This window comes from Prosthecochloris sp., from assembly GCA_015482705.2.
Classification (GTDB): Bacteria; Bacteroidota; Chlorobiia; order Chlorobiales; family Chlorobiaceae; genus Prosthecochloris.
The window spans coordinates 1-24,318 of the sequence record JADMLA020000032.1 but is presented as its reverse complement, the minus strand read 5'-3'; the positions used below and the strand labels follow the sequence as shown (position 1 = coordinate 24,318).

19 protein-coding genes are annotated in these 24,318 nt (G+C 47.5%); 15 read left to right on the top strand and 4 right to left on the bottom strand.

Features of this window, described 5'->3' with window-relative positions; all coding sequences use genetic code 11:
• The first annotated feature begins 40 nt into the window (after window positions 1-40).
• The 5 genes from groL to QZ209_RS07755 all read left to right on the top strand — a co-directional run bounded on the left by groL (window position 41) and on the right by QZ209_RS07755 (window position 5,237).
• Window positions 41-1,684 carry a chaperonin GroEL gene (groL, locus tag QZ209_RS07775; RefSeq protein ID WP_294346670.1) on the top strand — a complete coding sequence of 548 codons (1,644 nt, stop codon included), beginning with the start codon at window positions 41-43 and terminating at the stop codon, window positions 1,682-1,684.
• Between the two features lie 170 nt (window positions 1,685-1,854).
• Window positions 1,855-2,535, top strand: coding sequence for a 7-cyano-7-deazaguanine synthase QueC (gene queC, locus QZ209_RS07770; protein WP_294346668.1), 681 nt, complete (start codon window positions 1,855-1,857; stop codon window positions 2,533-2,535).
• Window positions 2,536-2,680: 145 nt separating this feature from the next.
• Window positions 2,681-3,355 carry a CPBP family intramembrane glutamic endopeptidase gene (locus QZ209_RS07765; RefSeq protein WP_294346666.1) on the top strand — a complete coding sequence of 225 codons (675 nt, stop codon included), beginning with the start codon at window positions 2,681-2,683 and terminating at the stop codon, window positions 3,353-3,355.
• 20 nt (window positions 3,356-3,375) lie between these two features.
• Entirely contained in the window at window positions 3,376-4,203 is an 828-nt protein-coding gene (trpA, locus tag QZ209_RS07760) for a tryptophan synthase subunit alpha (RefSeq protein ID WP_294346663.1), read from the top strand.
• Window positions 4,200-5,237 (top strand): glycosyltransferase family 2 protein, encoded by a 1,038-nt coding sequence (locus QZ209_RS07755; protein WP_294346661.1) that lies wholly within the window; start codon window positions 4,200-4,202, stop codon window positions 5,235-5,237. Before trpA ends, QZ209_RS07755 begins: the two co-directional genes overlap by 4 nt.
• A 22-nt stretch (window positions 5,238-5,259) precedes the next feature.
• Here the strand turns inward: QZ209_RS07755 and QZ209_RS07750 are convergent, their stop codons facing one another.
• The 4 genes from QZ209_RS07750 to QZ209_RS07735 form a co-directional block, all read right to left on the bottom strand.
• On the bottom strand, window positions 5,260-5,817 hold the full coding sequence (locus QZ209_RS07750; protein ID WP_294346659.1) for an SRPBCC family protein: 558 nt from the start codon (window positions 5,815-5,817) through the stop codon (window positions 5,260-5,262).
• A 96-nt stretch (window positions 5,818-5,913) separates the two neighbouring features.
• Window positions 5,914-6,588: an SRPBCC family protein gene (locus tag QZ209_RS07745; RefSeq protein WP_294346655.1), complete on the bottom strand. Its 675-nt coding sequence runs from the start codon at window positions 6,586-6,588 to the stop codon at window positions 5,914-5,916.
• Window positions 6,589-6,686: 98 nt separating this feature from the next.
• Complete coding sequence (locus QZ209_RS07740; protein ID WP_294346653.1) at window positions 6,687-7,205, bottom strand: SRPBCC family protein; 519 nt, start codon at window positions 7,203-7,205, stop codon at window positions 6,687-6,689.
• A gap of 125 nt (window positions 7,206-7,330) precedes the next feature.
• The gene (locus QZ209_RS07735) at window positions 7,331-8,773 is read right to left on the bottom strand and encodes an alpha-amylase family glycosyl hydrolase (RefSeq protein ID WP_294346652.1); all 1,443 of its coding nucleotides are present in this window, start codon (window positions 8,771-8,773) and stop codon (window positions 7,331-7,333) included.
• Window positions 8,774-9,065: 292 nt separating this feature from the next.
• Between QZ209_RS07735 and QZ209_RS07730 the strand changes: the two genes are divergently transcribed.
• The 10 genes from QZ209_RS07730 (at window position 9,066) to QZ209_RS07685 (ending at window position 24,250) form a co-directional block, all read left to right on the top strand.
• A complete protein-coding gene (locus tag QZ209_RS07730) occupies window positions 9,066-9,362 on the top strand; it encodes a 4a-hydroxytetrahydrobiopterin dehydratase (RefSeq protein ID WP_294346651.1) in 297 nt (98 codons plus the stop codon).
• Between the two features lie 463 nt (window positions 9,363-9,825).
• On the top strand, window positions 9,826-12,039 hold the full coding sequence (locus QZ209_RS07725) for a UvrD-helicase domain-containing protein (RefSeq protein WP_294346649.1): 2,214 nt from the start codon (window positions 9,826-9,828) through the stop codon (window positions 12,037-12,039).
• Window positions 12,040-12,158: 119 nt separating this feature from the next.
• Window positions 12,159-13,199 carry an MJ1255/VC2487 family glycosyltransferase gene (locus QZ209_RS07720; RefSeq protein ID WP_294346646.1) on the top strand — a complete coding sequence of 347 codons (1,041 nt, stop codon included), beginning with the start codon at window positions 12,159-12,161 and terminating at the stop codon, window positions 13,197-13,199.
• A gap of 37 nt (window positions 13,200-13,236) precedes the next feature.
• On the top strand, window positions 13,237-13,821 hold the full coding sequence (aat, locus tag QZ209_RS07715; protein ID WP_294346643.1) for a leucyl/phenylalanyl-tRNA--protein transferase: 585 nt from the start codon (window positions 13,237-13,239) through the stop codon (window positions 13,819-13,821).
• 97 nt (window positions 13,822-13,918) lie between these two features.
• Window positions 13,919-15,220: an ArsA family ATPase gene (locus QZ209_RS07710; protein WP_294346642.1), complete on the top strand. Its 1,302-nt coding sequence runs from the start codon at window positions 13,919-13,921 to the stop codon at window positions 15,218-15,220.
• 136 nt (window positions 15,221-15,356) lie between these two features.
• Window positions 15,357-16,238, top strand: a complete 882-nt coding sequence (locus QZ209_RS07705; protein WP_294346640.1) for an enoyl-ACP reductase — start codon at window positions 15,357-15,359, stop codon at window positions 16,236-16,238.
• A 217-nt stretch (window positions 16,239-16,455) separates the two neighbouring features.
• Window positions 16,456-18,672 carry an NADP-dependent isocitrate dehydrogenase gene (locus QZ209_RS07700; protein WP_294346638.1) on the top strand — a complete coding sequence of 739 codons (2,217 nt, stop codon included), beginning with the start codon at window positions 16,456-16,458 and terminating at the stop codon, window positions 18,670-18,672.
• Between the two features lie 280 nt (window positions 18,673-18,952).
• On the top strand, window positions 18,953-22,441 hold the full coding sequence (locus QZ209_RS07695) for a vitamin B12-dependent ribonucleotide reductase (protein WP_294346637.1): 3,489 nt from the start codon (window positions 18,953-18,955) through the stop codon (window positions 22,439-22,441).
• A 299-nt stretch (window positions 22,442-22,740) separates the two neighbouring features.
• Entirely contained in the window at window positions 22,741-23,115 is a 375-nt protein-coding gene (locus tag QZ209_RS07690; protein WP_294346635.1) for a nuclear transport factor 2 family protein, read from the top strand.
• A gap of 757 nt (window positions 23,116-23,872) precedes the next feature.
• Window positions 23,873-24,250, top strand: a complete 378-nt coding sequence (locus QZ209_RS07685) for a cupin domain-containing protein (RefSeq protein WP_294346632.1) — start codon at window positions 23,873-23,875, stop codon at window positions 24,248-24,250.
• The last annotated feature ends 68 nt before the right edge of the window (window positions 24,251-24,318 follow it).

Here is a 24,318-nt window from a genome sequence, read left to right as displayed (position 1 = left end):
CTATCACTATTAAAAATATTTTCAGGAGGAAAGTTAAACAATGACTGCAAAAGATATTCTCTTTGATGCAGAGGCCAGAGCCAAACTGAAAGTCGGTGTGGACAAGCTTGCCGACGCTGTAAAAGTTACACTCGGCCCTGCCGGTAGAAATGTGCTTATCGACAAGAAATTCGGTGCACCGACCTCGACAAAAGACGGGGTTACCGTTGCAAAGGAGATCGAACTTGAAGATACTTTCGAAAATATGGGAGCACAGATGGTGCGTGAAGTATCGTCAAAAACGAGCGATGTTGCCGGTGACGGTACAACGACCGCAACCGTTCTCGCTCAGGCTATCTACCGTGAAGGTTTGAAAAACGTCGCAGCCGGTGCACGCCCGATCGATCTCAAGAGAGGCATTGACAAAGCTGTTAAAGACGTGATCGCAGAACTCAGGGAAATCAGCCGTGATATTTCCGGTAAAAGGGAAATCGCACAGGTTGGAACCATTTCTGCCAACAACGATCCTGAGATCGGTGAGCTGATTGCCGAAGCGATGGAGAAAGTCGGTAAAGACGGTGTGATTACCGTTGAGGAAGCAAAAGGTATGGAGACCGAGCTGAAAGTCGTGGAAGGTATGCAGTTCGATCGTGGTTACCTTTCTCCTTACTTTGTTACCAACTCGGAAAAGATGGAAGCCGAGCTTGAGGATCCCTATATTCTGATTCACGACAAGAAGATCAGCAATATGAAGGATCTTCTTCCGATTCTCGAGAAAACAGCTCAGTCAGGCAGGCCGCTGATGATCATTTCCGAAGATATCGAGGGCGAAGCTCTTGCTACCCTCGTTGTCAACAAGCTTCGCGGTACACTGAAAGTATGCGCAGTCAAAGCTCCGGGTTTTGGCGACCGTCGCAAGGCCATGCTGGAAGATATCGCCATTCTCACAGGCGGTACGGTTATTTCCGAGGAAAAAGGCTACAAGCTGGAAAACGCTACGATTTCCTATCTCGGTCAAGCAGCGACCATATCGGTTGACAAAGACAATACAACTATTGTCGAAGGGAAAGGCCAGGCTGACGATATCAAAGCCCGCATCAACGAAATCAAGAGCCAGATCGAAAAATCGACATCTGACTACGACACCGAAAAACTTCAGGAACGCCTTGCAAAGCTTTCCGGCGGTGTTGCGGTTATCAATATCGGTGCTTCGACCGAGGTTGAGATGAAAGAGAAAAAGGCCCGCGTTGAAGATGCTCTTCACGCTACACGTGCAGCTGTACAGGAAGGTATCGTTGCTGGTGGTGGTGTTGCACTGATTCGTGCTGCCAAAGGTCTGGAGAGCACCCAGCCTGAGAACAACGATCAGAAAACCGGCGTCGAAATCATCTGTCGTTCTCTCGAAGAACCTCTTCGTCAGATTGTTGCCAATACCGGTACTACCGATGGCGCAGTCGTTGTCGAGAAGGTAAAGCAGGGTGAAGGTGATTTTGGCTTCAATGCCAGAACTGAAGAGTACGAGAAGATGATCGACGCAGGTGTTGTCGATCCTACCAAGGTAACGAGAACCGCTCTTGAAAATGCAGCATCGGTTGCAGGTATTCTCCTGACGACTGAAGCGGCTATTACCGATATCAAGGAAGATGCACCGGAAATGCCGGCAATGCCTCCAGGCGGCATGGGCGGTATGGGCGGTATGATGTAAGGAACCCGCTTCTCTGCAGTTACGAAGGCCACCCTGCTCGTCAAGGTGGCCTTTTTTTTACAGAAATTCCTACCTTGACTAATCGGGAGAACAACGCCTCGATACCGAGGCCGACGACGAAGTCCCGTTGGGTAGTGACGTTATTCATCAATCAGAAGAAGATACATGCGATGAGAGCCGTAGTATTGATAAGCGGGGGAATGGACAGTCTTGTTGTAACAGCTCTTGCGGATTTCCTGGGCTACGATATTGCAGCGATGCATGTCAATTACGGTCAGCGTACATGGCAGAAAGAACTGATGGCTTTCCGTCAGATATGCAGCCATTACAACATTGAACGAAGACTGGAGATCGATACACCTTTTCTTGCACAGATAGGAGGGTCGTCCCTGACGGACAACTCGATTCCTGTAGAAGCTGCAGATCTCGATGGTTCGGAAGTACCATCGAGTTATGTGCCGTTCAGGAATGCAAGTTTTCTCTCGATGGCAGCGAGCTGGTCGGAGGTTATCGGAGCCAATAAAATATTCATCGGGGCGGTCGAAGAAGATTCTTCGGGATATCCCGACTGCCGCAAGGTGTTTTACGAGGCTTTCAACAAGGCGGTCGAACTCGGCACGCGGCCTGAAACCGCTATTGAAATTCAAACACCGCTTATAGATCTACAGAAATCGAGTATTGTCAAGAAGGGGATCGATCTCGAGGTTCCATTCCAGTATAGTTGGTCTTGCTATAAGAGCGAAGGCAAGGCATGCGGGGTTTGTGACAGCTGTGCCCGAAGACTCAGGGCTTTCCAGCAGGTAGGGGTTCCCGATCCGATCGACTATGAAGAACGGCCCGGATATGTATGAACGAGATGAAGCTGCATACGGCTGTTGACGGTTGTCGAAAGGTTTTTTGTCGTATTTCGTTTGCATTCGACACTTTGTGAACAGTCCTGTTGAGCCACTCCGCTTAAGGCTCGTTTTTTGTGTTAAGGAATAACGTACATGGAACATGATACTATCGAAGAAGTTCGCTTTCGTACAGGAAGGTGATCGGGAGCGCTTGAAACTGTCATTCGGGCTTATGGCCCTGATATGGATAGCGGGTTATGTCGGACATTTTACACCACTGGGTGAATGGCCCGCGCTGGTTCTCTATATTGTCGGTTCATTGAGTCTTGTGCTTTTCCAGGGGATCGTGCGTGACGGTTGGGAAAGCATGTTCATGGCTGGCGGGCATTTCAAGAAATCGTTGTTATGGGGAACTGCAGCGGGAGCGTTACTTTTCATTATGGCTCTCTTCAATACCCATAATCATTATGCGAACGGCGGCTCACCCATGGAAGGGATGGAAGCCCTGCTTTGCAAGGATTCCCTTCGTTATCTTTTTCCGCTGCTGGTGCTTGCCGAGGAATTTTTCTGGCGGGGGATTATGGCCTCTTCCCTTGCAGCCTATAACGTCAATCGACATATTGTAGTGCTGATCACCACGCTGTGCTTTGCGCTCAATCACTTTGCCGTTGCACCGGTCGCTGTGGAGGAGCGCATGCTTATGGCAATCATGGCGTTGCCGCTTGGCATTGCAGGCGGGTATATAGCGTTGGGTACAAAAAACGTATGGGGAAGCATTGTTCTACATATGTCTGCGATGATCTCCATGCTTATCGGTATGCAAATGAACACATAATACAGAGCTTGACACACCATATGACGCAAAACAGAGTTTCGAGGTTACTCAAAGAGCAGAGAAAATTTCTCATTGCTTACTATATGCCGGAATATCCCGTTCCCGGATCGACGCTTCCTGTAATCGAAGCCTTACAGAAGAGCGGTATCGATATCATCGAACTTGGCATGCCCTATTCCGATCCCATAGGAGACGGGCCGGTGATACAGGAGGCTGCGCAGATAGCGATCAAGAACGGTGTTCATACTGCCGGGATTCTGGAGATGACCGGAAAAGCGAGAGCAGGTGAAGGATGTGAAAAAATTACGGTTCCGATCATGCTCATGGGCTACTGCAGTCCACTGATAGCGTATGGAGGAGACTGTTTCCTGAACGATGCGTCGGAGGCTGGAGTCGACGGGTTGCTCATACCGGATCTTCCTCCGGAAGAGGCGGAAGATTTCCTTGAAAGGGCCAAGGGGTTCGGGCTTTCCGTTGTATTTTTCATTTCTCCTCTGACACCGGTAGAGCGTATCAGGAGGATAGATGCGTTGTCTACCGATTTTTCATACTGTTTTGCGGTCAATGCAACAACCGGAACAGGAAAGTTGGGTGACGCAGATCGTGAAGCCGATATCGAAACCTACCTGCACCGGGTCAGGGAGAATACCCGGAAGAAATTTGTTGTCGGTTTCGGTATAAAGGATCGTAAACGCATCGAGAAGGTCTGGAGCGTTGCCGATGGAGCGGTTGTCGGAACAGCTCTTTTGCAGGCCATACGCGATGCATCAACACCTCAAGAGGCGGCTGCAATGGCGGCGGAGTTTTGCGAAACGTTGCAAGGGGCCGGGAAACAGCCAATGTTATGACCCGGTATGATCCTTCTGTCGAGATAATTATTCCACACTACAAAGGTCGCTTCATTCTCGAGCGTTGTCTTGACTCCCTTGTGAAAACCTCTTATCCGGCGATGAGTATCTGTATTGTCGATAACGGCAGTGGAGAGGGGGATATTTGTGCCGGGCTGGAAAGAAGGATCGAAAACCTGAGGGTTGTCACTCTTCCGTTGAATGAAGGATATGCAGGGGGGTGCAACAGCGCGCTGTTCTCTTCTTCAGCAGACTATGTGGTTTTCATGAATGACGATGCCGTTGTCGAACCCTCATGGCTTTTACCTCTTGTTGAGCAGGCGGAGAGTGACGGCAGGATCGCTGCACTTCAGCCAAAGATTCTTTCGTTACAAGCGAAACAGGCCGGAAAAAAAATTTTTGATTATGCTGGTGCAGCCGGTGGGTTGATCGATCGGCTTGGTTATCCCTATTGTTATGGACGGACATTTTTTCGAACGGAAAATGATCATGGTCAATATGACGAAGGGAAAGATATTTTCTGGGCATCGGGAGTCGCCATGTTTGCAAAAAGAGCGGTTGTTGCAGATCTCGGGGGGTTCGATGATGATTTTTTCATGCATATGGAAGAGATAGATCTTTGCTGGCGCATCCTTCTGCAGGGATATCGTATCGTATCGGCACCTTCCTCGATTGTTTACCACGAGGGTGGGGCATCATTGGCAAAAGGGACTCCCAAAAAAATCTATCTGAATCACAGGAACAATCTGGCGATGCTGCTTAAAAACAGAAGCGCTACCGCTCTCGTGTGGGTCTTGCCGCTCAGGATGATACTTGAATGTGTTGCAGCCGTTCGATACCTCGCGACAGGCTCGCAACGTGTAAATAGTACTTTGAGTGTGTTGCGGTCGTTGATCGATAACATTCGACTCCTGCGCAACACGCTGAGGAAGCGAAATGTCATTCAGGGAAAAAGAACTGTTACGGATAAGATGCTGTTTCGAAATGTCCCGTTATCGATAGTGTTCGGCCTTGCTGCACGGGATGAAGGGTGATAGAACAAACGCTGTATCGAGTTCATATCCCTGGATTATGCTTCTTGGTTTCAGCAAGTTTTTTGATTGTCTCCAAGATTGTCGGAAGGTCCTGATGTTGTACAAAGCTCACAAGCAGAGGGGGGGCAAAAAAAGCGGGTTTCAAAAGAGCCTTCCAGGAAAGAAAGGTGCCGCCATCACTGTTTGACGGTTCGAATTTCCACTGTCCGCGGTAGATTGTAAAGTCACCCTCGATACTGTTGAACGAAAGGCTTCGGGGAAATATCTCTCTAACCCTGAGTACGATATGTACCGATTTTTCGAAAAAGAGAATGCCGCTCTTTCCGATCTGTTCGAGGATTTTTTCATCGCCTTTTTCTTCAATAACCTTGCTTTCGACTACTTTCGGTATGTTTTCGCTGAGATGATTGTAGTCCGTAAGAACGGACCAGACTGTTTCTGGGGAGGCGGCCACATAAATTGACCCCGAGGTATCGATGATACCATCGTCCAGGAAAAGAGTTTTGATGATAGCTTCCCCTTTCAGCAATTTCTGCCGGTCATTTTCCGGCATGCTGCTATTTGGTGCAGCTTCGCTCATGATGAAGAGGTTTTTCTGTATGATAGGGGGTATAGTGGAAATGTAGTACATTTGCCGAAATAAACTGTGCAATACGGCGGCTATATACTGTCGAAACTATTGGTTTTTCATTTCTTCGGGATTCGACAGCGCAACCGTATTTTTTATTTCAGTGTCAGGATTGGCGATTGCTTTGCTGGATTCAGAGAGCTCCTTGATTGTTTCCAGCAACTCGCGCAGGTCTCTTTTCTGGACTGCATCGATAATGAATCCCGGCGCTGAAAAATCAGGTTTTACGGTTGCTGACCAGGTGACGAATGTTCCGTATTCTTCGTGAGGGGTCAGAACCCATTTTCCATTGAATGTTTCGAAATCTCCGCTTATAAGATTGAAAGAGAGCGTGTCGGGAAAAGTTTCGATGACTGCCATCTTCGTACTGAACTTGATTGTAAAGAACAGCACACCGGTTTTGCTCGTCTGCTCGATAATTTTAATGTTTCCATGTTCCTCTATGACAGTGCTTTCCTTGACTTTCGGCATGGTATCGGCGAAGTTGTCGTAATCGGTTATCACTGTCCAAATGGTTTCCGGAAACGAATGAATATATACAGACCCTGACACGTCGATTATATCATCATCGTCTCTTTCGAGAAAGATGATGGTTTCGCCATCGAGAAGGCGTGTTTGCTCCGATGTAAGGACTTGCCCCGGTGGTTCTGCAGTTGCTGATGCTGTGAAAAAGAGCAGGACCAAAACATTGACTACCATTGCCGGACATGTTCTCATTTTCATAGAATACGGTTGTTTGTATTTCCCTCTTTCGTGCAAGTCGAATATGAAAAAGCGTTTGAAGGGTTCTTGAAATACCAGGTGATCAGTTCAAGCTTTTCTCAGTGGCGAAACGTGCTGGTTTCGGCACGTTTTTTATGAGCTGAAAGAATTCCCGGGAGGTCCTGCCGCTGAACGAAACTTACCAATATAGGTGGTGCAAAAAACAACGGTTTGATTTTCGCTCTGTAGTGTAGGAAAGTGCCTTCACAGTCACGGTGTGTTTCCAACAACCATTCTCCGTGATATACGTGGAAATCACCACTGACCTGTTCAAACGATACCCGATGAAGATATTCTTCGTAAATTTTCAGCCGGAAGTTGACTGTTTTTTCAAAAATCAGGATCCCGGTTTTACCTGTCTGTTCGAGTATGATCGCTCCATTTTTTTTTTCGATCAGACGGCTTGCGACAACTTTAGGAAGGGTGTTGCTGAGGTTGTCGTAATCTGTCAGGGCTTTCCAGACTTTTTCAGGTGAGGCCTTGATAAATATCCTTCCGGATACTCCCACGATATCATCTTGGTGATAGGACAGATCGATAAGGATATCGCCGCTCAACAGTCGGTTATGTTCTTGCATGCCGCAGACGCTCTGTAATGGTTCGACAGGGTGTGGGGGTATCGATTTACAAAAATTAGAAGGCTCAAACAACAATTTACATTCATGATTTAAACTGTGCAATGTCGTAATGATGCCAAATCTGCTCAATCCTTACAATTAATGACCACCCCTTCGTGTTGTGAAAGTTTGATTACTATACCTGTTTTTCGCTGAGATGCAGCAACAAGGTTCTGTTTTGTGCTGAAGATCGAATGCTCTTTTTTGTCTAGCGTTTCAAGCTGTTTATGATCGACATCGATCTCAACACCGGTTGAACTGAAATTGGCAATGACGAATGCCGATTCTCCGTTGTCGTAGCGCCGGTAGCCTATGCAGCCGGATGTATCATGAACATTGAGGTTCAGCATTTCGATTTTTCCTTTTGTAAAAATCGCGGTATTGGTGAGCTTGAACAGTTTCCGGTAAAAATCATACAGTTCATCGCTGGACGATTCGTCTGCCTGACGAAGTAACTGTACGGGAAGCTGCTGTCTGAACCCTTCCATTTGCCCCTGGTGAATGAGGTGCATTCCCGGTGAAGTGACCAGGATCAACGCTGCTACAAGGTGGTTTGGCCCCAGCTTTTTTGCGGCTCTCGGTTCATCGTGGTTTTCAAGGAACAGGCAGAGTTTCGACCGGTAATCCCATTCGGCTTTCAAGTGCTCCCTCAGCCTGGTAATATCGATAGGATGAGAGGTTATATGGTCGTAAAACGGCTTGTCATAGGTGTAGTCGAAGCCCATTTGCTGGAGTTCCCACTCTTTGTTCCAGTAGGATTCCGCAAGGAAAAGAAAGTCCGGTTTCCGGGATTTTACAGCCTTTATAGCTTTTGGCCAAAACTCGTTCGGCATGGGACCGGCGAGTGGGGCCCACGTTGTGTCGAATACCGATTTGAGGATCAGCATGGCTACATCGCAACGGACAGCATCGCATTTTTCGCTGACGGTAAGCAGGTTCTCCATCATGAGGGCATGGGTTTTCGGATTGGCGTAGTTCAGCTGCAAGGTATCCGTCCATGAGGGAAAGTAAGGGTCTTTGCCGTGGGCAAGGTAATGATCTCGCTTGTATTCAAAGCATGAATGTGGGTCGAGGTACTGCTCTTCGTTCGATACGGTGACAAAATACTCGGGGTGTTCGGGAAGCCATGTATTGTCGAGCGCCAGGTGGTTGGGTACGAAATCAAGCATGAGTTTTATGCCCAGGACACTGAGTCTTTGGCGAAATATATCGAGTTCCTTTTCATCACCAAGGCAGGGATTGATACGGTATTCCGTAACGGCGTAAGGAGATGCTCCGATATCTTCCGGGACAAGGTTTTCCAACTGTTTGAGAAAAGCCATTCGGAGACTCCGATGAGAGCGGGCAATTGCCTGGCTGTAAAGACTTGGTTTCCATATACCCATAAGCCAGATGACGTCGAAGTCGCAGGATGAGAAAAAGTCAAACTCTTTTTCCGGGACGGTGCCGAGTGTGACTGGTCTCTGATACTTGTCAGAAAGTTTTCGGAGCCAGACCCTTGTATTTATTTCGTAGACTAAAGGGAACATGGAATCTATAAGGTTATTGAACTGAAAAATCGCCGTTGATCACTGTACTCGATGGTAGTGCAGCCGAAAACAGGGTTGAAATGAATGTCTGCCGTACATTGCCGCAAGTGGTTTGGATGAAATCAGGATGCGTCACAAAATGCTGGAGGCGTTTCAATATAGTGCTGAATACCTATGGATGAAATGTAAAATGATTGTGTCGTTGCAAAGTACGTCGGGATTGGATAAAAGAAAAGCGTTGTTTTAATACAGAGTATGCCTACAGCGTCTTGAACACAAACAGGATATCTCTATGGAAAAGCTTAGCGACGATGGTATCGAGAAGAGGTCCCGGGAGCTCACCGGATGGGATGTTGTTGTCATGGATGGGGAAAAACGTCTTGTCAGGGGATTTGTATTCGATGACTTTACCGGGGCTGTGGCGTTCAGCGTAAAAGTGGGGATGATTGCTGAGAAAGCAGATCATCATCCTGCCGTGTTGACCGAGTGGGGGAAGGTGACGGTTTCCTGGTGGAGCCATTCGCTCGGCGGACTGAGTGAAAAGGATTTCGAAATGGCTCAGAAAACATCGAAGCTCTATGAGGGCTGAAAATCAATATGAATACCTGGATGCACCCGATAAACGAAGTGATCAGGAGGCGTTGCAAAACTCACGGATCAGCCATGATGACGGTATTCTCTTTCGTGCTATGCCCGATTGCCGAAAAAAAACGGTACGATAAGAAATAAAGGGGTTATGGAAAGGGATATACGATGAGTGATAGTAAAAGTTTCCTCGATGATACTTCAAAAATGATAGATTCAGAAAATGTGCGCCTGTGACTACTCACGCTATTGGAGCGAGTTGTTTTCAGAATAGAAAGTCGCTTTTTCCAGGATGATTCCTGTTTTTTTGTTTTCCTGTGGATGTGACTACGCCTGATTGAACATTTACTTTGAGAAACAAACCGTCTCTTTTCAGTGGAAGACGGTCTTTTTTTTTATTTTAACCGCGATAAAATGATACGGCTCGATCGAGCCTTTTATGGACTAACTTTTTTTCGATACTCGTTTTGATTGATTTTCTTCAACAACTCAATGATGTACAGCGCCAGGCTGTTCAGACTACCGAAGGACCGGTTATGGTGCTTGCCGGTGCCGGTTCAGGTAAAACAAGGGTCATTACCTACAGAATAGCCTATCTGATCGGCGAGGAAAACGTTGCCCCTCACCAGATTCTCGCACTGACCTTTACGAACAAGGCTGCCAACGAAATGCGTCAGAGAGTTGATGAACTGCTGCACAGCGGGAGTTCAAGCGGACTCTGGATTGGAACGTTCCACTCGATATTCGCCCGTCTGCTTCGAAACTACATCCATCTCATAGGCTATGACGGCAACTTTTCGATTTATGATTCGGACGACAGTAAGAGCTTGATCCGGCAGGTGATGAAAGAGCTGAATATTCCTGTCGATGCCGTGCCTGTCAATACCGTACAGGGAATCATAAGCAGGGCAAAAAACAGTTTTATTTTACCGGATCAGTTTCAGGCAGAGGCTTCTGACTACAATGGCCAGAAAGCGGCGCAGATTTATGAGGTGTATGCCCGTAAGCTTCGGGAGAACAATGCGCTTGATTTTGACGACCTGCTCATCAAGCCTCTTGAACTTTTTCAGGCACAGCCGGCTGTGCTCGAACAGCTCCAGCACTATTTCCGATACATTCTGATCGACGAGTACCAGGATACGAACAAGGCTCAGTACCTCGTTGCAAAGTCCCTTGCCGCAAAACACCGAAACATTTTCGTGGTAGGAGATGATGCACAATCAATTTACTCGTGGCGGGGCGCGGATATCACCAATATCCTGAATTTCCAGGATGATTACCCTGAGGCTTCGGTTTTCAAGTTGGTTGAAAACTATCGCAGTACGCAGACAATTCTCCAGGCAGCAAACGGGGTTATCAAACGTAACAGGAGGCAGATCGAAAAGGAGCTTGTTTCCCGGCAGAGCAGTGGCGAGCCTTTGACGCTTCTCGAGTCGTTCAATGAAAAAAGGGAAGCTGAAAAGGTTGGGGAGTATATCCGTACCTGGAAACTGACAAAAGGTTGTGACTACAAGGATTTTGCGGTTTTTTACCGTACTAACGCACAATCGAGGGTTCTGGAGGACATCTTTCGAATGGACCGGATTCCTTACAGGATTTTCGGGAGTGTCTCGTTTTATAAGCGTAAGGAGATCAAGGATGCTGTCGCATATCTTCGATTTATCCGCAATGATCAGGATACCGAATCTTTACTGCGTGTTATCAATTTTCCACCCCGGAAAATCGGTGAAGTAAGTATCGGGAAGCTTCGTGACTATGCGCTCTTGAACAATAGTTCCTTGTATGAGGCTATTCTGAAGGCGGAGGAAGCCGATTTTCCTGCAAGGCTGCGTAATGCTCTTCAGGGTTTCATTGCCGTTATCGAGCAGTTGAAAGATATCGCGAAAGAAGGTTCGGTTTATGACGTGCTTTCCACTCTCTATGAATCGACAGGTATCACCTCGTTGCTTCAGGCTGAGAATACCCCGGAATCGATGGCACGCTATGAAAATCTCCAGGAACTGCTTTCGATGGCAAGGGATTTTTCAGATCATAATGAAGGCACTAACGGTCTGAACGATTTTTTGAACGGTATATCTTTGGCGACCGATTACGAAGATGTCCAGGAAGATGACAATTATGTTTCCCTGATGACAGTTCATGCCGCAAAGGGTCTCGAGTTTCCCGTGGTCTTTATTACCGGTCTCGAGGAGAGATTGTTTCCTCTCAACTATTACGAGGCGGATGAACTTGAAGAGGAAAGACGGTTGTTCTACGTTGCAGTGACAAGGGCGCAACAAAAGGTTTTTCTCTCCTGGGCCAAGAGCCGTTATTACTACGGGCAACCGCAGACATGTTTGAAGTCCATGTTCATCGATGAAGTTGACAGCAGTATCCTGGTTACCGAAAGCGGGAAAAAACAACGTGACGGTGCTGTTTCGGAAAAAAAACAAAACGTCGAACGATATAACGGAAGAGCACCGGTTCCCTCTTCTGTTTCGAAAAGCGGTGGAAACAGCCGCACGGGTGAGCGATCTTCGGGCTTGAAATCAGGAATGAGAGTGCATCATGCCATGTTCGGGCCAGGTATAGTGTTATCGGTTCAGGGGGCGGGAGAGCGTCAGAAAGCGAAGATCAAGTTCAGGAACGTCGGTGAGAAAACATTGATGGTACAGTATGCCAATCTTACCGTAGAACAATAGGTGTATACAGCAGCCGGAAAAGGCTGGAGGTTGAAATGAGGATGGCTGTCTTGGAGAGCGGGTATAAAAAATAATCAGTCAATCATGAGCGATCGCTCAGTGTGGAAAGATTTTACAGCATGAAAATCCTTTTTGGCGTTCAGGGTACGGGAAACGGTCATATCAGCCGGAGCAGGGAACTGGTAACCACTTTGCGTGACTTCGGCCATGAGGTGGAAGTGATAATCAGTGGAAGAAAAGAGGAAGAACTGAAAGAAATTGATGTTTTTGCTCCTTACAGGGTTTTGAAGGGTTTGACCTTGGTGACTTACCGTGGAAGGATGAACTATATGGAGACGATGTTCCAACTCGACCTTGGCAGACTGATGACCGATGTGTTCATGCTGGATGTCAACGGGATCGATCTTATCGTTACCGATTTTGAACCGGTTACCTCTATGGCCGCAAGAGTGAAAAACATACCCTCGATAGGGTTCGGTCACCAGTATGCCTTTCGTTATGACGTTCCTATGGCCAAGGGAAGTATCTTTGAACGCTATACATTGCTGAACTTTGCACCGGCACAGTACAACGCAGGCCTTCACTGGCACCACTTCAACGAACCTATATTTCCTCCTGTAATTCCTCAAAGTCTGTATGACGCAGAAGACCTCGAGGCTAAAGAGAACAAGGTACTTGTTTATCTGCCTTTTGAAGAGGTCGAGGATGTGTCGAAGCTTCTTATTCCTTTTGACAGCCATGAGTTTTTCATCTACGGGAAAGTCAAGGACGATCATGATGACGGTCATCTCCACTACAGGGGTTACTCTCGTGAAGGGTTTCTTCGTGATCTAAAGGAAAGTAGAGGTGTTGTCTGCAATGCTGGATTCGAACTGCCTGGCGAGGCATTGCATCTGGGCAAAAAACTGCTGGTCAGACCTCTCGATGGTCAGATCGAACAGGAGTCGAACGCTCTGGCGATCGAGGAGCTTTCTTTGGGTATGACCATGCATTCTCTCGACGGAGACATTCTTCGGGACTGGCTGCTCAAGCCAAGCAGGGATCCCATGGGTTACAGCAAAACGGTTAACTACATTGCTGAATGGATTACAAAAGGGCAATGGGATGATCTGGCCGACTATGTCGAGGCTTCCTGGGCCGATTGTCGAACCGATAGTTAAAGCTCCGGTTTGTTAAGGATGAAAAGGGCAGGGGCATATGTTGATGCTTGATGAGGTTCTTCGGGCATATCTGCACGGCTACTTTCCTATGGCGGACCCTGATGATGGAAAGGTTTACTGGTGCCAGCCGCATCGCAGAGCAATAGTTCCGCTCAAAAACTACAAGACATCCCGTGTTGTCAGAAGCCTGGTGAGAAAAGGTACGTTCGAAATATACTTCAACCGGGATTTCGGGAAGGTCATTAGCAGTTGTGCCGCTCCGCGTGCAGATGAATCCCAGACATGGATATCCGACGAGATCATTGCGGCATACACCGAACTTCACGAGCAGGGTTTTGCCCATAGTGTCGAGTGTTACCGTGGTGATGAGCTTGCGGGTGGTTTGTACGGTCTTGCTATCGGCGGTGCATTTTTCGGTGAATCCATGTTTCACACCGTTTCAAACGCTTCCAAGGTTGCGTTCGATATACTGGTGAAGCATCTTGAGGTTAAAGGATACGAACTGCTCGATGCGCAAATCATGAACCCTCATCTCGAGTTCCTTGGTGCAGTGGAAATTGAGCATGCCGAGTATATGAAGCTACTGGAACTCGCGTTACAGAAAAAGATACGTTTTATATGAAGCCTGAAAGTGGTACTTTTAATTTTCTAAGCTTGCGGAACATGTTTTCTGGTACACTGCAGCAGGAAAATTTGGATTAAAAACAGGAGAAAAATCTATGTTGTCGAGGGATCTCGAAGAGGGGCGGCCACAACCAAGAGTGATAATCTATTCGGGTAAGGGAGGAACAGGAAAAACAACCATTTCTTCTTCCACAGCAGTAGCTCTGGCGAGAAAAAACAAGCGGGTGCTCATTATGTCTTCCGACCCGGCGCATTCTCTTTCGGATGTCTTCAACATGTCTATAAGCCGGAACGAGCCTCAGAAGATCGAGCACAATCTTTACGGTCTTGAAGTCGATACGATACATGAACTGAAGAAAAACATGTCGGGATTTCAGAAGTTTGTTTCTTCTTCCTATCAAAACCAGGGTATCGATAGCGGAATGGCTTCCGAATTGACTACCCAGCCTGGGCTCGACGAGATTTTCGCATTGGGAAGACTGGTTGATGAAGCTCAGTCCGGCAGATGGGATGCGGTTGTACTGGATACTTCACCAACCGGAAACACGCTCAGGCTGTTGGCCTACCCTGAAATTATCATCGGGGGCAACATGGGTAAACAGTTTTTCAAGCTTTATAAGAGCATGTCATCCCTTGCCCGTCCGATGGGCAAGAACTCGATTCCTGATGAAGAGTTTTTCAATGAGGTCAATGTTCTCTTGAAGCAAATGGAAGATATCAACAAATTCATTCTCAGTCCTGAAGTGACGTTCAGGCTGGTTCTGAATCCCGAAAAACTTTCCATCCTCGAGACTAAAAGGGCATATACCTTCGTTCATCTTTACGGCATCAATATCGATGGAATCGTTATCAACAAGATTTTGCCGACATCGAAAACAGTCGGAGAGTATTTCGAATTTTGGGCCGATCTTCATAGCAAATATCTGATGGAAATCGATAATTCTTTCTATCCTACTCCGGTATTTCGATGCCAGCTCCAGCGTACCGAGCCGATCGGCCCGGATGCACTGCATGAAGTCAGTAAGCTGGTTTTTGGAGATCAGGCTCCTGACAAGGTGTATTATTCAGGCAAAAATTTCTGGATAGAGTCCAAAAAAAGTGTTCATGCCGAAGAGCACCTCGAAATGCTCTGCATTCGTATCCCGTTTCTGAAAGAAGCAGAAACCGTCGATGTTAAGCGGATGGGTACCGATATCGTCGTTACGGTGGATAGGGCGCAGCGTATCATTACACTGCCAAGGGCATTGTACAGCTTGGAGATGGAAAAATATGTCAGGAAAGACGATCTTCTGAGACTACTGTTCAGGGAGGTCCCGGTAGATAAAGAGGATATGGAGCTCAATGTCAACAAGAATGTGCTTAACAAGCTACGCTCGTTGAGGAAAATGAAATTCTAAAAGAGGCGCTCTAAAGCAAGTTTTCTTGGTGATACATTGTGCATTTGGCTGTATTCTTTGTATCTTCTCCTTTTAAAATATTAACTTTGCAGGGATTTTTAACCCCGGATAACTGTTAAAAGAATCAGCTTATAATATGCCTGATAAAGCGCATTACGGTCTTTTGAAAGGAAAGAAAGGGATTGTTTTCGGTCCGCTGGATGAAAGCAGCATTGGATGGCAGATCGCTCTCCACGCTTACCGCGAAGGTGCCGAAATAGCAATTTCCAATATAGCTACAGCACTGAGGTTCGGTAATATTCAAGAGCTGGCCGAGTCTTGTGGTAACGCGCCGGTCATCATGTGCGATGCGAGCAAGGATGAGGATGTCGACAATGCTTTCAAGGAGTTGTCGGAAAAGCTCGGCAGTGTCGATTTTATCGTTCACTCGATCGGAATGTCCCAGAACATCCGTAAACAGGTTCCCTATGAGGAGCTGAATTACGAGTGGTTTATGAGAACGCTGAATGTGTCCGGGATCTCATTGCACCGTTTGGTATCGTTCGCGTTGAAGAACAACGTGCTCAATGACGGCGGAAGTATTCTGGCTCTTTCCTATATCGCATCTCAGAGAAACTACTGGACTTATTCCGATATGGGAGACGCCAAGTCGTTATTGGAGTCGATAGTCAGGAGTTATGGGCCACGTTTGGCGAAACGCGGTATCAGGATCAACACGATTTCACAAAGTCCTACGTACACCAAGGCAGGGGGCGGTATTCCGGGGTTTGAAAAAATGCACGAGTACAGTGACCTGATGTCTCCGCTTGGCAATGCATCAGCAGAAGAGTGTGCAGAGTATGCCGTGACTCTCTTGAGTGATTTGACTCGCAAGGTGACCATGCAGAATCTCTTTCATGATGGCGGTTACAGTTCCATGGGGGCTACGATTCCCATGATCAGACTTGCTGACGAAGCTCTTCATGACAAGGATCTTGCTGCAAAGGTCGGCCTGGAAGATTTTTCACCCTCCAAATAATCCACCGGAGACAAGACTCACACCATCTCCGGTTTTTATTCTGCCGCGACTCGACAGTCGTCGGCATGGTATATAAAATTGTTGAAATTGCCTGTTTTTCAGGTGATGAGGGATCTGTTTTTTGCCGGCTCGTAATCAGTTACGGCCGGAAATGTTTTTTTCTCGTGACCGTTATAATAATCCAGTATAATCAGCATAAACAGAAAAAATAACAGACATGGCTACAATCGTCTATACCAAAATTGATGAGGCGCCTGCACTGGCTACCTACTCGTTACTGCCTATTATTCAGGCTTTTACCGGTGATTCCGGTGTTTCGGTTGAAACCAGCGATATCTCTCTTGCCGGAAGGATTATCGCTAATTTTCCCGAGAATCTTACCGAGGAACAGCGCATTCCCGATAATCTGACTGCACTCGGTGAACTGGCCAAGACTCTCGATGCGAACATCATCAAACTTCCGAACATCAGTGCGTCGATTCCGCAGCTTCAGGCGGCTATCAAGGAACTGCAGGAAAAAGGATATGCCATTCCCGACTTCCCTGAAGATCCGAAAACCGAAGAGGAAAAAGAGCTCAGAGCCCGCTTTGCAAAAGTCCTCGGGAGTGCTGTGAATCCGGTACTGCGTGAAGGAAACTCCGACAGGAGGGCGGCTGCATCCGTCAAACAGTATGCACAGAACAACCCTCATCGTCTGAGAGCGTGGGACAGTGGTTCGAAAGCGCATGTCGCTCATATGGATGGCGGAGATTTTTATGCGAGTGAACAGTCTGCAACCATGAACGGATCAACCGGTGTCCGTATCGAGTATGTCGATAATGACGGAAACGTAACAGTACTCAAGGAAAACGTTGCCTTGCAGGACGGAGAGGTAGTCGATACATCGACGATGAATGTGCGGAAGCTGCGCGAATTTTTCGCCAGTCAGATAGATGATGCGAAAAACAACGACATGCTGTTGTCGCTGCATCTTAAAGCCACTATGATGAAGGTATCCGATCCTATTATGTTCGGTCATGCCGTCTCGGTATTCTACAAGGATGTGTTCGACAAACACGGTGATGTTCTCAAGGAGCTCGGAGTAAATGTCAACAACGGTCTTGGCGATCTGTATGCGAAGATCCAGACTTTGCCTGCGGAGAAAAAGGCTGAAATCGAGGCTGATGTCATGGAAGTCTACAAGAATCGTCCTGCTCTTGCCATGGTTGATTCTGACAAGGGTATCACCAACCTGCATGTGCCGAATGATATCATCATCGATGCCTCGATGCCGGTAGTCGTTCGTGACGGCGGTAAAATGTGGGGCCCGGATGGTGAACTCCATGATACGAAAGCCATGATTCCGGATCGTTGCTATGCTACCATGTACCAGGAAATGGTCGAAGATTGCCAGAAGAACGGTGCCTATGATGTGTCGACCATGGGCAGTGTGTCCAATGTCGGTTTAATGGCGCAGAAAGCTGAAGAATACGGTTCTCACGATAAAACATTCGAAGCTCCTGGTAACGGGACGATCAGGGTCGTCGATGCTACAGGTAACTCGATGCTCGAGCAGAGCGTTGAACCGGGAGATATTTTCAGAATGTGCCAGGTCAAGGATGCTCCGATTCGCGACTGGGTCAAGCTTGCCGTCAACAGGGCAAAGGCTACCGGTGCTCCAGCCGTATTCTGGCTTGACAAGGAAAGAGCCCACCATATCCAGTTGATCGAAAAAGTCAACACATATCTGAAGGATCACGATACTGCAGACCTCGATATCAGGATCATGTCTCCTGTGGAAGCCATGCGGTTCTCCCTTGAACGCATCAGGCAGGGTAAGGACACCATTTCGGTGACCGGCAACGTGCTCAGGGATTACCTCACCGATCTGTTCCCGATTCTCGAGCTCGGTACCAGTGCCAAGATGCTCTCTATCGTTCCGTTGATGAATGGCGGCGGTTTGTTCGAGACCGGCGCAGGCGGTTCGGCCCCGAAACATGTCCAGCAGTTTGTCAATGAGGGACATCTGAGGTGGGATTCACTCGGTGAGATGCTTGCTCTTGGCGTATCGCTCGAGCATCTCGGTAATACTTTCGGGAACGAGAAGGCCAAGGTTTTTGCCGAGACTGTTGATCAGGCTGTCGGTCAGTATCTCGAGAACAGAAAATCACCTTCCCGTAAAGTCAATGAACTCGACAATCGTGGAAGTCACTTTTATTTTGGTATGTACTGGGCGAGAGCGCTGGCAAACCAGGATAAGGATCAAGAGCTCAAGGCCAAATTTGCAACGGTTGCTGCAGAACTTGAAAACAACGAGCAGAAGATCATCGGTGAACTCAACGGCGCACAGGGTGCTCCGGTCGATCTTGGTGGATACTTCATGCCTAATGATGAAAAAGCATCGAAAGCAATGCGTCCAAGCGAAACACTCAATGCCATCATCGACGCTATCTGATAGAAGGTCGCCGATTGTGGTATTCTTTCCTACAAGCCTCCCTCGTCAGGGAGGCTTTTTTTATAAAAACGTTTTCTTTTCTCTTGCATATCAATGCATTGCAGATCTCAACAGAATATCATTGCCGGACGCACTTGTTATTTTTAACCGAACAGGTGTATATTGTTTTTTCAAGCCCCCATTCACCCCGTGATGGGAGTGATTTGAGATTTGATAAAAGACTTTAATATAACAGGTTAGAGGCCAAGGGGGCCTTTATTATTCCTAAAGATATTCTGCAATGAAAATTTCTCGCCGTTTTACCACGAAAGGCCGTGATGTTTATGAGATGTTCGAGTACACGAAACGCTCGTCCGTACTTCGCAACCCTGATGGATCCAAGGTTTTTGAAATGAATGATGTCGAGGTTCCAAAGGAGTGGTCTCAGGTAGCCGCTGACATTCTTGCGCAAAAATATTTTAGAAAAACCGGGGTTCCGCAGCGGGATGAAAACGGTGACATTGTACTGGATGAACAGGGACAGCCTGTGACCGGTTGTGAGCATTCGATCAAGCAGGTTGTTCATCGTCTTGTGGGTTGTTGGAAGGAATGGGGAGAAAAACATAAATATTTTGACAGCAAGGAGGACGCTCAGGCATTTTATGATGAAGTTGCCTATATGCTGATCAGCCAAAGGGGTGCTCCGAATTCACCACAGTGGTTCAATACGGGTCTCAAGTATGCATACGATATCGAGGGCCCGGCCCAGGGTCACTTTTACGTCGATGGTAAGAGCGGGGAAGTCAAGGAGTCGAAGGATGCCTATTCGAGACCGCAGGCACATGCATGTTTTATACAGTCGGTCAAGGATGATCTGGTTAACGATGGAGGGATTTTCGACCTTGCCGTACGTGAAGCGAGGGTATTCAAATTCGGCAGCGGTTCAGGAACCAACTTTTCGAATCTTCGTTCATCTGGGGAAAAGCTCAGTGGAGGAGGAAGTTCTTCAGGGCTGATGAGTTTTCTCAAAATTTTCGATTCTGCCGCGGGTGCGATAAAGTCAGGGGGAACGACACGGCGGGCCGCAAAGATGGTCATCGTCGATATCGACCATCCCGATGTTGAAAAGTTTATAGAATGGAAAGCCAGGGAGGAGGACAAGGTCGCCTCACTGGTGGCCGGTTCCAGAGTCTGCTCCAGATTTCTCGAGGCGATCGTCGGCGAAGCGGTTGAAAACGGTTGTGACCGGCACAAAAACGAAAAACTGAACATCCTGATCAAAAATGCCGTAAGCCGCGGTGTTTCGATGAGTTATATCGTAAGGGTATTGTCGCTGGTTGAGCAGGGATACACAACGCTCGACTTTGACCAGTACAACACTCATTATGAGTCGGAAGCATACCAGACGGTTGCAGGTCAGAATTCGAACAATACCGTCAGGGTCACCAACGCTTTCATGAAAGCCGTTGAAAATGATGAGTTATGGGAGCTGAAAGAGCGGACGAGCGGAAAGCATGCAAAATCGGTGAGAGCGCGTGATCTTTGGGAGAAAATCGTTATGAGCGCATGGAAATGCGCCGATCCGGGTTTGCAATTCGATACGACTATCAACGACTGGCACACCGCTCCGCAAAGTGGTCGTATCAATGCCAGTAACCCTTGTTCAGAGTATATGTTTCTGGATGACACGGCTTGTAATCTGGCCAGCCTGAATCTTGGATTCTTTCTCGATGAAAAGCAGGGTACGATAAAGGTCGACGATCTGCTGCATGCAGCCCGGCTCTGGACGGTCGTACTGGAGATTTCGGTGTTGATGGCCCATTTTCCTTCCCGGGATATTGCCCGCTTGAGCTATGAGTTCAGGACGCTTGGTCTGGGTTTCGCCAATCTTGGTACCGTTCTCATGATTATGGGGATTCCTTATGATTCACCAAAAGCATTGGCGATAGCAGGGGCGATATCGGCTTTGATTACAGGTGAAGCATATAAAGCGTCAGCCGAGCTGGCAAAGGACCAAGGGCCTTTTGCCCGTTATGAGGAAAATGCTCAGGATATGCTGCGGGTTGTCAGGAATCACCGCAGAGCGGCGCACAACATGTCGGAAGAAGACTACGAAGGGCTTATGGTCAAGCCTCGCGGCATCGACTCCGAGTATTGCCCGACAAACCTATTCGAGAAAGCCGGAAAGGTTTGGGACGAGGCTCTCGAGATGGGTGAACGGCATGGTTACAGAAATGCCCAGGTCAGCGTTATAGCGCCGACTGGTACAATCGGACTGGTCATGGACTGTGATACAACCGGTATCGAGCCTGAATTTGCAATCGTCAAATTCAAGAAGCTTGCCGGTGGAGGGTATTTCAAGATCGTCAACCAGTCGGTGCACAAAGCACTTGAACGCCTTGGTTACAGTGCGAAACAGATTGACGATATCGAGAGATACTGCAAAGGGCATGGAACATTATCCGGTTGCCCCACCATCAATCGTCAGTGGTTGAAAAACAAAGGGTTTACCGAAGACAAGATCGAGACGATTGAATCCCAGCTCGAGAATGTTTTCGATATTCGGTTCGCTTTCAACAAATGGATACTCGGAGAAGAATTCTGTGAAGCGCTGGGTTTTACGGAAGAACAGCTCAACGACCAGAATTTCAATATGCTCGAAGCTCTTGGGGCTTCGAAGAAAGACTATGAGATTGCCAATGACTATGTTTGCGGTACGATGACCGTAGAAGGAGCTCCGCATCTGAAACTGGAACATCTCCCGGTATTCGACTGTGCGGGAAAATGCGGTAGCAAGGGTCTTCGTTATATCAACCACATGGCACATGTACGGATGATGTCGGCAGTTCAACCTTTTATTTCTGGTGCGATATCCAAGACTGTCAATATGCCGGCAACAGCCACGACCCAGGAAATCGCCGAGGTGTATTTCTCTGCGTGGCAGCACATGATCAAGGCGATTACCATATACCGCGACGGATCGAAACTTTCACAGCCATTGAATATCAGCAGTTATGACGATCTCGACGAAGTGATCATGCTCGGCACAGAGGATGATCTCGATGAAACCAAAGGACCGAAAGAGGTACAGGAACGGATTGTTGAAAGAATCTATCACCGATCGGAGCGTCGTTTGCTGCCGAAACGAAGGAAAGGGTATATCCGTGAAGCGTATGTCGGTGCTCACAAGGTATTCCTGAGAACCGGCGAGTACGAGGATGGTTCGCTGGGTGAGATCTTCATCGATATGTACAAAGAAGGGGCGTCGTTCAAGGGATTGCTCAACTGTTTTGCCGTACTTGCTTCCAAGGCGCTGCAGTACGGAATGCCTCTCGAAGAACTGGTGGACAGTTTCACCTTTACCAGATTCGAGCCGGCAGGCATGGTGCAGGGGCACAATGTCATCAAAAACGCCACTTCGATTCTCGATTATGTATTCCGTTCCATCGGCTACGACTATCTTGGACGTAAAGACTTTATCCATGTCAAAGCGGTTGATGAAATTTCTTCCGGTAACGCAGGATCAGAGGGAAAAGACGGAGAGGTAGGCGGACTCGATGCTTCTGGGACTGCAGTTTCCGATGCTTCTTCCACTGCAACCCGGCAGCCCGGAAAAACTGTTGCAAAAGCTGAAAAAGAGGTTTCGGGACATGTCGATACCCAGATAATCCAGGCCAAAGTTCAGGGGTATTCCGGTGAACAGTGTGAAAACTGCGGTTCAATGCGAGTCCGCCAAAACGGAACCTGTATGGTGTGCGAGGACTGCGGTATGACTACAGGCTGTTCCTGAAACGGCATTCTGTCTGCTGCGCGTTTCGAGTGCTGCGTTGGGCGGTGCTCGAAATCCTCACGTCCCGACTTGTCGGGACACTCCGGCTTTGAAGTTTATCCCGATTGTATCGGGACTCCATCCGCTTTGCATTCCGATGTAATCGGGACTCGCGACGGCAGAACTGCGGTTTGTTTCCCGGGGATGAATTCGCCGAGGTTAGGACTTTTCAACAAAGCGAAGAGAGGCAGTCTCATTATTCCTGCTTTATAAAGTCATCCTCGGGCTCGACCCGAGGATCCATCTTCCAAAAACACCAAATGAAAAACAGGGAAGTCGTCGAGAAATGGGTGGAATGCTTTAACAGAGCGGATATTGATGGATTGTGCGAATTGTATCACCAAGATGCAATAAACCATCAGGTTGTTACAGAACCTTCAAATGGCCTGGAGGAAATTCGAAAGCTCTTTGAGATTGAATTTGGACGGGCAAAGATGGTTTGTCAAGTTGAAAAAATCCATGATGCTGGTGACTGGATTATACTTGAGTGGAGTGATCCTGCCGGTTTGAGAGGTTGTGGAATCTTTCATATAATTGACAGCAGGATAGCATATCAGCGTGGATATTTCGATCAGCTTTCTTTTTTTCGCTCTCAAGGATTAGGCATTCCTGATGAATATTTAAATCTGCGGTAATATAGGGTGTCCCCTTAAAATATTCGCCGGGAAAGAGATGAATATACAAACATACAAATGCCCTAAATGTGATGGTTCACACTTCAAACGGTGGGAATTACCGCATCCACTCATTTTGCACTGGATTCTCAATCCGGCAATTGCGTTTAATGAGATTGTTCTCGGGACGCGGGTACCGAAGACTCTGTTGATTTGTCAAGATTGTGAGGAGTCCTTACTGGATCGTGGTTACGTTCCATGCCCGTCGTGTGGGGCAATGCATCCTGGCCGCTTTGCCTCTGGAATGAGAGGATTCAGGAATTGGCGGGGCTTTTCGTGCCCATCTTGCGGCAAGCCAATCCCATGTATCTGGAATGTTTTTTCCCTGCTGATTTTGCTGTTAACTTTTCCCCTCTGGTCCCTTCCGTATTATCTTTACTTCCAGAAACAGCCGTTAAAGCCACTGTTCTTTTCGGAGGAGAATAAGCGTTTGACACCCCAGCCACTTACTAAGAGGACTTGGGTATTCATGGGTGCTGCTTGGGGTGGTATTATGTGGATATTTGTTTACATACTTCCTCTGCTTACAGGCAGTGGTAATGTGCCTGGATGGGTTTCTGTTTTTATCGGGTTACCGATATCGGCACTTGGAGGATTCGCGTTTGGCTTCTTTATGTGGTTTTTCTTGGGAAGGACACCCAGCAGAAAGAAACAAGGTGAACAAGCTGTTGCAACGGTGAAGTAAGGGAAGCAAGAGGGAACATCCTATAACCTAAATATGAAGTCAACCAGAACATATTGGAATCCATTGTCTGAGCAGAGTAGTGGTGAATGGGAAATTATTCCTGGTACAGATGGAAAGTTATCCCAACTGACAGTAGCAGAAGATGTCGATTCAGGTGATTATACGAGATTCACGAAGTTCAAGAGCGGTTATTCGACTAAAGATTTTGGGGCAAGGAGTCATACATATCCTGAAGAAATCTTTGTGGTTTCCGGTCGTTTATACGATGAAACGTTTGGTATGTGGCTTGAGCCGGGCTACTATGCAAGCAGACCTCCGGGCGAAGTTCATGGGCCTTTTACTGCTGATGGCGAAGTGGTGATACTGGAAATGTCATATCCTAGTCAGGATAAAACAAAGAATTGCGGTTAAGCAATAATAGGGGACATCTCTAGTGAAAGATCTAAAGACAATTTACTGACATTCAAAAATATACCCGT